Source organism: Bifidobacterium sp. VU/mBH4 (B4), from assembly GCF_058199535.1.
Window position 1 is genome coordinate 417108 of record NZ_JBVPQJ010000001.1, and the last position, 12466, is coordinate 429573.

Below are 12466 nucleotides of genomic sequence, written 5' to 3' on the forward strand. Positions count from 1 at the left end.
CATGGTCTATTCAGCGGCAATGAAAAAGGCGGTGGGGCTCCTGCGTTCTACCCTTGACGGGGAGGGCTTGGGCCTGCAGGATCAGCGGTTCGCCCATCACGGGGTGCATCGGCCCGCTCCGGATGCCCCATTGATTCTGGTGGCCTGCTCGGGAGGCCGGGATTCCTTGGCCCTGGCCTGTGTGGCCCACCTGGTGGCTGATATGACCGGACTGCGGTGTGGTGCCCTGCTGATCGATCATGGTCTGATGCCTGAATCGGATAAGGTCGCTGAGCGGGCGGCTGGAACCTGCCGGAAGCTGGGATTGGATCCGGTCCGCATCACCAGAGTGAATGTACCGGTCACCTCGGCCGGCCCTGAGGCCGATGCCCGTGCAGCCCGCTACCAGGCGCTCTCCGGGCAGGCCCTAGAGCTAAGAGCCAAGGCCGTCCTTCTGGCGCACACCCGTGATGATCAGGCTGAGACGGTGCTGATCGGACTGATTCGCTCCCAAGGGTTGGATGCCATCACCGGCATGGCTCGGCGTGTGGAGCGTGGAGGAATGCGTTACCTGCGCCCATTCCTTGACCTGGACCGGAAGGATACCACGGCTATCTGCCGTCAGCAGGGGATCGACTGGTGGGATGACCCTACCAACGGCGATAATCAGCCGACTGATTCCAGGCTTCCCGAGACGCTGCCGCTGCGCTCGCGGATCCGCCACGACCTGCTGCCCGCCTTGAATCGCTTCGCTGGCCGGGACATGGCCCGCCGCCTGGCCCTTGGCGCCGATATGGCCCGTCTGGATCAGGATTACTTGGACACCCAGGTCGATGGGTTGTCCCAGCGGCTGGTCACCCGCCCCGATTCGGACCAGAGGGCCAAAGGGGTGCTGGCCCGCTTGGATGCCCGCGGATTGGCCGACTGCCATCCGGCTCTGCGCACCCGCCTGTTGGCCCAGGTGCTGACCACGCTGGGCGTACGGTTCACGGCCGTGCAGGTCCGGGCCCTGGATGATTTGGTCTGCCGATGGCACGGCCAGCAGGGCCCCCGCTTTCCCAGCTCCCATACAGCAATCCGTAAGGGTCAAGTCATTCTCATATGCAATGATGGAGACCATGCGCATCGCTGATATTCAATCCCATATCGACCATGAACTGGTGTCCAAGGAACGGATAGAAGAGCTGATCAACCGGACGGCCGAGCAGGTCAGCCGGGATTACCGGGGCAAGAACCCGATCATGCTGGCCGTGCTCAAGGGGGCTTTCAACACGCTTGCCGCCCTCTCACAGGCCGTCACCATTCCGGTTCAGATCGAGTTCATGAGCATCTCCAGCTATCCGGCAGGCAAGACCAGCGTTTCTGAGGGAGACCTGGACATCAGGATGGATTTGGACTGCGATGTGCGCGGTCGGCATATTCTGATCGTTGAGGATATTATCGATTCCGGCTACACCTTGCACTGGTTGGTTGAGCATCTCAAGGAGCGAGGGGCTGCATCGGTGGAGATCTTCACTCTGCTGGACAAGACTTCGCGGCACGAGGTGGAGGTGGATGTCAAGTATCCAGGGTTCGCTATACCCGACGAATTCGTTGTGGGCTTTGGGCTGGATTACGACGAGCAGTACCGTAATCTGGACTCGATAGCCGTACTCAGGTCCGAGGAATACATGGACCCGACCCAGGAACAGGATCATCAGGATCAGGGGGAGCAGTCATGAGCTACTCGCAGGGACCGCAGCAGGGTCCGCCCAATGGGGGCAAGGACAACGGCGACAAGGGCAACAACCCCTTCAACTTCAACCTGGGCAACAACGGTTCTGGCCCCAATGGGGGCAACCGCCCCTTCTGGCGTTCCCCCTGGCTCTGGGGGATTCTGGCCGTGGTCATCATCCTGGCCATCTTCGGCTTCTTCAGCAGCCAGAACGGCGCTCAGACCATCGATACCCAGGACGGCCTGGAGCTGCTGAACGACCGCAGCAGCATGGTCAAGAAGGCCGAGATCACCGAGAAAATGCAGGTCGTCGAGCTCAAGCTCAATAGTGACTTCGTCAAGGATGTGCCCGGCTTCCGCGGCAACCGCACCTCCAAGAACTTCGGCAAGGACGTACAGTTCTACTACGTGGAGGCCCAGGGGCAGCAGGTGGTCAAGGCCGTAGAGAAGGCCAAGCCCTCCGAGGGGTACAACTCGGTGGTGCCACAGACCAGCATGATGAGCTACTTGATTTCCTCCATCCTGCCCATGCTGATCATTCTGGGAGTCTTTTGGTTCCTGCTCTCGCGCATGTCCTCGGCAGCCGGCGGCGGCATGTTCGGCATGGGGGGCAAGAAGAACTCCGCCAAGCTCAGCGACGGGCAGACCCCCAAGACCAAGTTCGCGGACGTGGCCGGCGAGGAGGCCGCAGTCCAGGAGGTGGAGGAGATCAAGGAATTCCTCAAGGATCCCTCCAAGTACAAGGCCCTGGGTGCCCGCATACCCCGTGGCGTCCTGCTTTATGGTCCCCCTGGAACCGGCAAGACCCTGCTGGCCAGGGCCATCGCCGGTGAGGCCAGCGTGCCCTTCTACTCCATGGCAGGCTCTGACTTCGTCGAGATGTTCGTCGGTCTGGGCGCCTCTCGAGTGCGCGACCTGTTCGATGAGGCCAAGAAGAACGCGCCGGCCATCATCTTCATCGACGAGATCGATGCTGTGGGCGGCAAGCGCGGCTCCGGCATGAGCGGTGGCCATGACGAGCGCGAGCAGACCCTGAACCAGCTGCTGGTGGAGATGGACGGCTTCGACAATGACACCAACCTGATCATCATTGCAGCCACCAACCGTCCCGACATTCTGGATCCGGCCCTGCTCAGGCCCGGCCGGTTCGACCGTCAGGTGGCTGTGGAAGCCCCCGACCTTGAGGGCCGTGAAGCCATCCTCAAGGTCCATGCCAAGGGCAAGCCTTTCGTGCCTGACGTGGATCTGCACACTGTGGCCGTGCGGACGCCCGGCTTCACCGGCGCCGACTTGGCCAACGTGCTCAACGAGGCTGCTCTGCTGACCGCACGTTCCGATGCCCAGCTGATCGACAACCGGGCCATCGACGAGGCCATCGACCGCGTGCTGAGCGGACCTCGGCGGCGGACCAAGGGCATGGCTCTGGCCGAGATGCGCAACACCGCCTACCATGAGGGCGGCCATGCCATGGTTGCTGCGGCCCTGCACCACACCGACCCGGTCACCAAGGTGACCATTCTGCCTCGCGGGCGGGCCCTGGGCTACACCGCGGTCATGCCCACCACGGACCGCTACTCGCAGTCCCGCAACGAGCTGCTGGACCAGATGGCCTATGCCATGGGCGGCCGCGTGGCGGAGGAGGTGGTCTTCCATGACCCGACCACTGGCGCCTCCAACGACATCGAGAAGGCCACCAGCATCGCCCGCCAGATGGTCCTGCAGTATGGGTTCTCATCCAAGTTGGGCGCCATCAAATGGGCTGACGAAAATGACCAGGACGCCGGACTCGATGCCCTGAAGCCCCACAACTACTCAGAGAAGACGGCCGAGGCGATCGATGAGGAGGTCCACAATCTCATCGAGACGGCTCACGAAGAGGCTTGGCGGATCATCACTGAAAACCGTGACGTGCTGGATGAGCTCGTTCGACAGCTCCTGATCAAAGAGACTCTGAACAAGGACGAGCTGGCTGCGGTCTTCGCTGGTCTGCGCAAGGCTCCCGAACGTCAGCTCTGGCTGTCTGCGCCGGATCGGCCGGACTCCGAGCAGCCTCCGGTGGAGATTCCTGAGGAGCTCAGGCGCAGCGTAAACGGACCGTCCGCAGAGGACCAGCACTGAATTCTGAATCGGCTCGGTGCCCTGCATATGGTCCCGGGCTCGTGCCAGTGAATCTTCCAAGGCGAGGGAGGAGCGTACATCATGGATTCCATCCGTCTGAGTTCCATCAAGGTCGCACCCCTGCATGGCCAGCAGAAGCCTGGGCTCGGCTACCAGGTCGATGCCGTCCTCTACCTGGATTTGAGTGAGGCAGGCAGGCTCAACGACGGCACTCAGACCGTGGACTATGTGCAGATTGTCCGGCGGATCGTCAACCTGGTCCAAAACGAGCCGGCTGATGAGATTCTGGAGTCCCTGACCGCCAAGGTGGCTGATGCCATCCTGCTCTCCCATCAGATCCGCCGCACCCGGGTCACGGTCACCCGTCTGGGTGCTGACCAGGGAACAGGGGTCGGTTTCCAGGTGGGCGTCACCCTGGAGCGTGCGGCCGACGATCAGGTGGAAGGCAACCCGGCCAGCATGGAATCTGGACGAGTCAGGGGCGGCGGGAATGCTGCTCTAGGGCATCCCTCCTTCCTGCTGTCTGGTCAGGCCGATTCTGGCCATGCGGCACAGGCCCGGCTGCGTCACCCTGTGACCTCCTCCACGCAGAACGGCCTGTCCTCAGATTTGGAGAATGATAGCGAAGCGCCCAGTCAGTCGACTGTTGAGGGTGCCAAGCCACAGGGTCTTCTGATGCGTGATGTGATTGCGCTGGAGGGAGCATCGGGAACCGACCGGTTGACTATGCTCCGTGCTCTGGCGGCTCTGGACGGGATCCCCGGCAGTCAGCTGGTCGGCATCTCGCCCCTGTATGCCTACCGGGATGATCAGGGGGATCAGCGTCTATCGGCCGTGGTTATTCTGCAGACGCCGCTGAATCTGGAGGAGCTGCGGTCGGCTCTAGACATGGTGGCAGCTCCTATCAGACAGATGGGCGGGCTGGATGCCGATGTGGTGGAGGTGGAAACCTCGGACGGCTCGCTGCTGTCTTCCCAGGACCGTCCGCCTCTGCTGACCGCCGATGCTCCCTCGCGCATTGTGACTCCCTGGGCGTATTTGGAGCCTGAACACTGCCTGCCTGATGCTGGCGGATCCTGCCTGGCCAGCCTGGCCAACCGCGCTCCTGACCGGGATCGCATCAGCCTGGTTTCGGAGGACTGGATTCTGGACGGGTTGTCATGAGGGCCCGCCGCACACCGCTCGTGCACTACCTGGTCGCCCTGGTCTTGGGGCTGATCGGAGGCGCCGGCATCTCGGAACTGGGCATGTCCACCAGGACGGACCTCATGGGGGTTCCCTGGCTGGTCAGCGTATTGCTCTTCCTGCTGGGGGCGGCCATCCTGATCATGGCCTTCCAGGTGCATCGCTACGCCAAGGGAGACCGCAAGGAGATGGATTTGCGCTTCGCGGTCAACGTGCTGATCATGAGCAAGGCCTTGGGCGTTGCCTGTGCCGCCCTGTTGGGCTGGTATGGCAGTCAGGCACTGATCAGCATGGGGCATGCAGGCGCGCCCTATTACACACGGGTCATGCAGGAGTGCCTGGTCGCCTCCCTGGTCTGTCTGATCGATGTGGTGGCCGGAGCTGTGGGGGAGTGGCTCTGCCAGTTGCCCCCGGATGACGGGCCTGAGAACCCCGATCGGCGCAAGTCCTCACGAAGACCCATGGCCGATGCGACCGATACCGCTGACAGGGCGAAGATCAAAGCCAATTCAAGTAAAAGGCCGGGCTGAACAGCGTTCGAGGCCGTAGCCTAAGGCATTTCCGAAGATGGCCGACCTGCTGCAGACCAGGCTGTTGACTCGTCGCCTTGGAAAAATACGCGATGACCTTGTGGCCGCTCAGTTTTTAGGCACCCTGATCATGGCCTCCTGAACCATGTAGGCTGCCAAATCACCCTGACGGTTGTAAACCTTGGCCATGCACAGGCTGCGGCCGTGGTCGGCCACTGGGGACTCCTGAATAAAGCAGTGCCAGTCGCAAGGATCCAGATCCTGATACCACCACATGGCATGGTCGATGGAGGCGAAGGAGATCCCCGGGGTGGTCATGCTCAGCCCGGCACGGCGCAGGGCGGGCTCCATCATGATCTGGTCGCATTCCATGGCCAGCAGGGCCCGGCGCATCAGCGGATCCAGGTCGGCACTTCCCTGGGTGCGGCTCCAAACGGCCTGGCGGCTCCTGCTGTCATCCTCGGAATCCCTTTTGTCTGCCTCATCTGCATCATCCAGCAGGACCGTGCCGCCGACGTGGCGCATGTCGAAGGGGCTCTGATGGGCATAGTAGTCAGCGAAGGGGGACTGGTCGGCATAGGGTTCCATCAGCTCCCGGGAGCCAGGCAGGTCCTCCGGATCGGGCAGCCCCGTCGGCATGGGGTCGGCATAGCGGATGCCCTCCTGGCCGACCTGCTGGTAGGAGAGCAGGGCGTTCAGGATGGTCCGTTCCCCCTGGTGCAGATCAACACGTCTGGAGGAGAAGGAGTGCCCATCTCGAATGGTCTCGACTTCAGCTTGAACGTCCTGATCCAGGAGTCCAGTGCGCAGGTAATAGGCGTGCATCGAGTGGGGCAATCGACCTTCCGGCACGGTCCGCCCGCCGGCCATGATGGCCTGACCCAGCAGCTGGCCCCCGTAAAGGCGGCCTGTGGGGAAGTCCAGCGATTTGCCTAGAAAACGGGAACGGCCATCGGCAGGCTGCTGTTTTTGCAAATTCAACCCGGCGATGGCCTGGGCCAGTGCTTCATCCTCGGTGCTCATGCTTCTCCTGGGCCCTCGATCCCTCGTGATGTGCTTCGTTCAGCGGGTCAGCTTGCGGTGGATGCGGTGGGGCCTGGAGGCCTCCTCGCCCAGACGCTTGACCTTGTTCTCCTGGTAGGCCTGGAAGTTGCCCTCGAACCAGTACCAGGAGGCCGGATTCTCGTCCGTGCCCTCCCAGGCCAGAATATGAGTGGCGATCCGGTCCAGGAACCAGCGGTCGTGGGAGATGACCACAGCGCAGCCGGGGAAGGCCAACAGGGCGTTCTCCAGGCTCTCCAGGGTTTCCACATCCAAGTCGTTGGTCGGCTCGTCCAGCAGGAGGAGGTTGCCGCCCTGCTTGAGGGTGAGTGCCAGGTTCAGTCTGTTGCGCTCGCCACCGGATAGGACGCCGGCCGGCTTCTGCTGATCCGAACCCTTGAAGCCGAATGAGGCCACATAGGCGCGGGTGGGCACCTCGACGCCGCCGACCTCGATGAAGTCCAGCCCGCCGGAGACCACCTCCCAGAGGTTCTTGTTGGGGTCGATGCCCTCGCGGTTCTGATCCACATAGGAGATCTTGACCGTGTCGCCGACCTCCAAGGAGCCCGATGTCAGAGGCTCCAAGCCCACAATGGTCTTGAAGAGCGTCGACTTGCCCACGCCATTGGGCCCGATGACGCCCACAATCCCGTTTCGGGGCAGGGTGAAGCTCAGATCGTCGATCAGGACGCGGTCGCCGAAGGCCTTGTGGATGTGCTCGGCCTCCAGCACCTTGGAGCCCAGACGGGGACCCGGCGGAATCTGAATCTCGGAGAAGTCCAGCTTCTTGTTGTTCCGGGCCTCGTTCTCCATCTGCTCATAGCGCTCCAGACGGGCCTTGTTCTTGGCCTGCCGGGCCTTGGGGGAGGAGCGGACCCATTCCAGTTCGTTGTTGAGACGCTTGGCCAGTTTGGCGTCCTTCTGCCCCTGGACCTCCAGACGCTTGGCCTTGGTCTCCAAGTAGGTGGAGTAGTTGCCCTGGTAGGGGTAGAGGTGGCCGCGGTCCACCTCGCAGATCCATTCGGCCACGTTGTCAAGGAAGTACCGGTCGTGGGTCACGGCCAGGACAGCGCCCTTATAGGTGTGCAGGTACTGCTCCAGCCAGAGGATGGACTCGGCATCCAAGTGGTTGGTGGGCTCGTCCAGCAGGAGCAGGTCGGGGGCTTCCAGCAGCAGCCGGCATAGAGCCACCCGGCGGCGCTCCCCTCCAGAGATGACCGAGACCGGGGTGTCCGGGTCGGGGCACTGCAGGGCATCCATGGCCTGATCCAGCTGGGAATCCAGATCCCAGCCGTTGGCGGCATCTATCTGCTCCTGGAGCTGGCCCATCTCGGTCATGAGGGCGTCGTAATCGGCATTGGGATCGGCCATCTGCTCGCCGATCTGGTTGAAGCGGTCCACCTTGCTCATGATGTCGCCGAAGGCCATGCGAATGTTTTCGCCAACGGTCTTGTCTTCGTCCAACGGCGGCTCCTGCTGGAGGATGCCTACCGTGTAGCCGGGGGTGAGCTGAGCCTCGCCGTTGCTGACCGTGTCCAGGCCAGCCATGATCCGCAGCAGGGTGGACTTGCCCATGCCGTTGGGGCCCACCACGCCGATCTTGGCGCCGGGCAGGAAACTCAGGGTCACATCGTCCAGGATGACGCGGTCGCCGAAGGACTTGCGCGCCTTGATCATCTGATAAATGAATTCGGCCAAGAAGCTACCTCACAGAACCATAGAAAGGACAGTGGAAACTGCATTCATGGTAGTGGGAACTTCTGACTTATGCGCCGGGCTGATAAGCAAGGTCAGGCAGGCGGATGGCCGCTTATAAACAAGACCTATGACCAGACCCTGGTTCTGCCGCCGTGGTCGGGGTAGCCTTGAGTCGACGTTCCCGCCCGGCATGCGCAGGTCAAGGAACGCCGGACGGACCTTTGCCGGCTTGGGCGGGTTCCCTCCTATCGCTGTGCGCATGAGGAACGGGCCGTCCGCTCTATGACGGTCGCAAGGGAGTATCAATGACGGAGAAACAGCAGCAGGGTCGGATTTCCACAGCTCATCGGTTGCGTTGGAGGCCGCTTGACATAGCGGTCGGCGCCGGCCTGGGCGCGGTGTCGGGGTTGATTTACTGGTTGGCCAGCCTGCTTGCCTCGTGGATATTCCCGCTGATGACGGCCCTTCTGCCCGGGGCGGCGGCTCTTTTGCATGGGGTCTTCTACTTTCCCTGCACCCTGTCCCTATTGATACTGCGCAAGCCAGGCGCGGCCGTCTATGTCGGCATCATCAGTGTCCTGGTCGAGATTCTGCCTGGCAACGCCTACAACGTGCCGATGATTTTGGTGGAGGCCATCGTCGAGGCCCTGTGCGCGGAACTGGCCTTCGGAATATTCCGCTACCGTCGTTGGACCCTGGGAACGACCGTTCTGGGGGGTGTCCTGATAGCCTTGGTCTATAACGCTTTTCTCCTGGCCTTCTACTATCAGGGGGTCTCCCTCCTCAGCCCGAGGGGGATCATCGGCACCATCTGCGAGCTGATCAGTGGAGTGGTTCTGGCTGGACTGGTCAGCTGGTTCCTCTTCCGGGCCATCGGCAGCACCGGTGCTCTGGATCGGCTGGCATCCGGGCAGGATGTCAGGCAGGTCTGAATATCGGCATCCTCGCCCAACCGACCGTATTGACCATATGTTTATTGACTCAGTGTTTCCCGTGCAGCTGTGACAGCCCATACCGGGCAGGAAGGGCCCTACTATGACCAAACTTCGTTCCTACCTTGCAGCAGCGGTGCTTCCGCTCATCCTGGCAGCGGGCGCCTGCGGCCCCTCCCAGGCCTCCCAAGGAGACAGGATTGACCCTCAGGCCGCCATCAGCGTCAACAATGCCGAACCTACGGCTCCGCTGATTCCCTCCAGCACCAACGACACCGCGGGCTGGAAGGTGGTGACCCAGCTCTTCGACGGGTTGGTCACCTTCGATGCCAAAGGCGGGATGACCCTGGTGGAGGCCAAATCGATTACTCCCAATGAGGATGCAAGCCAGTACACGATTGTCCTCGAACCAGGACTCACCTTCAGCGATGGGGAGCAGATCACAGCCAAGACCTATGCGGATTCCTGGTCCTTCGCGGCGAATGCAGCCAATGGGCAGCTGGGCGCCTCGGCTTTTTCGACCATCGCCGGGTACGGGCAAGTGCAGGATGAGCATGGCGACCCCAAGGCTCCCCTGTCCGGTCTCTGGGTGGTCGACGACCTGACCCTGGAGGTGACCATGGACAAGCCGGATTCCTCCTTCCCCTACAAGGTGGGAGATGTGGCCTTTCTTCCCCTGCCGGCATCCGCCTACAAGGACATCAAGGCCTTCGGCAAGAAACCGATCGGGAACGGACCCTACCGCTTCAAATCATGGGTGCCCAATCAGGGGATCAAGCTGGAGAAAGATCCTGCATACAAGGGACCGCGCAAGGCTCGGAACGGAAGCCTGGAGTTCAGGGACTACCAGAGTCTCGATGCCGCCTATGCCGATGTTCAAGCCGGTCACCTGGATGTGCTTGATACGGTTCCGGTCTCCCGCCTGAAAACCTTCCATAGCGATTCGGGCCTGCAGCCCTTGATCAAGCCGGGGCCGGCCTTCCGGTCCCTGACCATCCCGCAGGGCTTGCAGCATTTCCAGGGGCAGGAGGGCGCCCTTCGCCGGGCGGCCCTGTCGTATGCTCTGGATCGCGCGAAAATAGCTGACAAGGTCTTCGCTGGTACGGTGACGCCGGCCACTGATTTCCTGGCACCCACCATCAAGGGCAATGCCTCCGACATCACTGGCAAAGAGGTGCTGGGCCACGATCCGGACCAGGCCCGTAAACTGTGGAAGCAGGCTGATGCCATATCTCCCTGGGAGGGCACGCTTCGCATTGCGTACAGTGCCGACGGGGCAGACAAGGACTGGGTTGATGCGGTTCTGCATGAGTATGCCCAGGTTCTGGGAATCAAGACGGCACCGAATATCTTCCCGACTGGCAAGGAATTCAATACTGCAGTTCATAACCGTCAGGTCAACAGTATTTTCAATTCGGGCATCACCTCGGACTATCCCCACCCCGAAGGCTACTTGGTTCAGGGATATGCCTCCAGCCAGGCCGATGGCAAGGGTCTGAACAATGGGGACTACAAGAGCGCCGAATACGATGCCATTCTTTCCCGTGCCGCGTCAAAGACCGATCAGGACGAAGCCATGCAGGATTACCGCGAGGCTGAAGCCGTTCTCTTCAAGGATCTTCCGGTGCTGCCGCTCTGGTACAGGAAGGTCTCAGCAGTGGCCGGCAAGCAGGTTCGCCAGGCTCCTTTCGGATACATGGGTCTGCCTGTCTACAACCAGGTCACCAAGTAGGTCCGACAACCCGGATCTGGCTGATGACGAGTCGTTTTGATACCATGACTCTGGCCGGTACGAACGGCGCGGGGCCTTAGCTCAGTCGGTTAGAGCAAACGACTCATAATCGTTCGGTCCAGGGTTCAAGCCCCTGAGGCCCCACACAAGCAAGCCCCGGAACTTTCTAAGTTCCGGGGCTTAAATTCATGGTATGAATCAAGAGTTCAAAGTTTTTATCTCAGAACTGGCGTGCGTCTTCGGTGACTGCCAGTGGAATAGCGAAGGTTTTGCGCCCCGAACTTTCTTGATAGTCTTAGTAGAAGGACCAGCCCCGGCTAATGTCGGGGCCGTCCTCTCGCCGCCTAGCTCTAGCATCCATGATTCACCGATGCACATATGTATGGCTTCACATGTAAGCCGGGGGAAAAGAGCTAGGCGCGTTTTTTATCTCGGATCATAGAGCACCCTCGGTGTATATCCACTTCTCGGTGCCCCAAGCGTGCATACGTAGACAGCCATAAGATCTGCGCATGACACAATAATCCGGAAGCGTTTCCGTAGAACCGCTAAGTATGGGAATTTATCAGGGAAAAGAATACGGGACGTGCTCGAGTCGGAGCCGTCGGCTTATGCCGGGAAACTATACGCATGTACATCTCCTCTGGGCCTGAAAATAGTTCAGCCCCTGTAGGTCCATCGTGTATACGTCCCCCGTATATCTGTTGTTAATCATACACCTTGGAGGGGGTGTGTCAAAGCTGAGCAGGGCGAGCCGAGGTGCTCTGATCAGGGTCTGCAGCCGCATTGCGTATCGTATGCAAATAGCGATAGACGCTGGGGGCGGAGATCCCCAGAGCCCGGGCAACGGTATCCACCGAGCCCTTGACCAGAAAGACCCCTGACCCATCCAGGCGCATGATCAGCTGCAGTCGCTCCTGCCGGTTCATCCGTACGGGAGGAATGCCAAGATCTGCGGCGAATTCGGCAATGTTATGCGTAACTACTTCATCTGTGTTGACCGAGAGCACTTCACGGGTCGATCGGTCGGTCCCGTTCTCGGCCTCCGATTCTCCTGGAACGACTCTATCGTTTTTTAGCTCAGCAGTAGGGTCGGCCAGTCCCAGGGCGTCCAGATAGGCACTGGCCCGCCTGAGCTCTTGACTGGCCTGTCGGAAGCCGGAATTGTCAAAATTAATGCAGAGAAAGCCGATCACCCGTCCCCTCGAATTTCGTACGAACAGAGTAGAGGAGACCATAGGGTGTCCCTGGACGGTGTAGCTGGTGCAGTGGGTCAGATAGTTGTGCTGGTCGTATTCGTGGTTCTGCCAGATGTGCAGGACCAGGTCAGTGGCGGGGCTGCCTATGGTGCGTCCGCTCAAGTTGCCGTTGGCGATGGCAACCACCGAATGCGAGAAATCCCTGACGCTCTGAAGCACTACTTCCGTCTTGGGCCCGAGGATTTTCCCCAGGAAGTCCACTAGCGGGACGAAAAGCTGCAGAGAAGATGAAATGGGCTTTGATACACTCATTTGGTCACCCCATCCACTGACTAAAG

General features: G+C 60.9%; 10 protein-coding genes and 1 tRNA gene. 8 read left to right on the plus strand and 3 right to left on the minus strand.

Features of this window, described 5'->3' with window-relative positions:
• Window position 1: 1 nt before the first annotated feature.
• From tilS to AC0AII_RS01845, 5 genes are all read left to right on the plus strand, one after another.
• Window positions 2-1111 carry a tRNA lysidine(34) synthetase TilS gene (tilS, locus tag AC0AII_RS01825; RefSeq protein WP_490445873.1) on the plus strand — a complete coding sequence of 370 codons (1110 nt, stop codon included), beginning with the start codon at window positions 2-4 and terminating at the stop codon, window positions 1109-1111.
• Window positions 1098-1700, plus strand: a complete 603-nt coding sequence (gene hpt, locus AC0AII_RS01830) for a hypoxanthine phosphoribosyltransferase (protein WP_144085110.1) — start codon at window positions 1098-1100, stop codon at window positions 1698-1700. Before tilS ends, hpt begins: the two co-directional genes overlap by 14 nt.
• Window positions 1697-3811, plus strand: a complete 2115-nt coding sequence (gene ftsH / locus AC0AII_RS01835; protein ID WP_490445874.1) for an ATP-dependent zinc metalloprotease FtsH — start codon at window positions 1697-1699, stop codon at window positions 3809-3811. Before hpt ends, ftsH begins: the two co-directional genes overlap by 4 nt.
• A gap of 81 nt (window positions 3812-3892) precedes the next feature.
• On the plus strand, window positions 3893-4975 hold the full coding sequence (locus tag AC0AII_RS01840; RefSeq protein WP_490445875.1) for a dihydroneopterin aldolase: 1083 nt from the start codon (window positions 3893-3895) through the stop codon (window positions 4973-4975).
• Window positions 4972-5526 carry a DUF3180 domain-containing protein gene (locus AC0AII_RS01845; protein ID WP_490445876.1) on the plus strand — a complete coding sequence of 185 codons (555 nt, stop codon included), beginning with the start codon at window positions 4972-4974 and terminating at the stop codon, window positions 5524-5526. The genes AC0AII_RS01840 and AC0AII_RS01845 overlap by 4 nt, the downstream gene beginning before the upstream one ends.
• 108 nt (window positions 5527-5634) lie before the next feature.
• Here AC0AII_RS01845 and AC0AII_RS01850 read toward each other — a convergent pair whose 3' ends face one another.
• On the minus strand, window positions 5635-6549 hold the full coding sequence (locus AC0AII_RS01850) for an acyl-CoA thioesterase (RefSeq protein ID WP_313835767.1): 915 nt from the start codon (window positions 6547-6549) through the stop codon (window positions 5635-5637).
• A gap of 39 nt (window positions 6550-6588) precedes the next feature.
• A complete protein-coding gene (gene ettA / locus AC0AII_RS01855) occupies window positions 6589-8265 on the minus strand; it encodes an energy-dependent translational throttle protein EttA (RefSeq protein WP_045924742.1) in 1677 nt (558 codons plus the stop codon).
• A gap of 305 nt (window positions 8266-8570) precedes the next feature.
• On the opposite strand from ettA, the gene AC0AII_RS01860 reads away from it, so the two are divergent.
• The 3 genes from AC0AII_RS01860 (at window position 8571) to AC0AII_RS01870 (ending at window position 11073) form a co-directional block, all read left to right on the plus strand.
• On the plus strand, window positions 8571-9197 hold the full coding sequence (locus tag AC0AII_RS01860; protein ID WP_490445877.1) for an ECF transporter S component: 627 nt from the start codon (window positions 8571-8573) through the stop codon (window positions 9195-9197).
• 103 nt (window positions 9198-9300) lie between these two features.
• Entirely contained in the window at window positions 9301-10929 is a 1629-nt protein-coding gene (locus AC0AII_RS01865) for a peptide ABC transporter substrate-binding protein (protein ID WP_490445878.1), read from the plus strand.
• 70 nt (window positions 10930-10999) lie between these two features.
• Window positions 11000-11073, plus strand: a tRNA-Ile gene (locus AC0AII_RS01870).
• A 590-nt stretch (window positions 11074-11663) separates the two neighbouring features.
• Here the strand turns inward: AC0AII_RS01870 and AC0AII_RS01875 are convergent.
• Window positions 11664-12440 (minus strand): helix-turn-helix transcriptional regulator, encoded by a 777-nt coding sequence (locus AC0AII_RS01875; protein ID WP_490445879.1) that lies wholly within the window; start codon window positions 12438-12440, stop codon window positions 11664-11666.
• Window positions 12441-12466 lie beyond the last annotated feature (26 nt).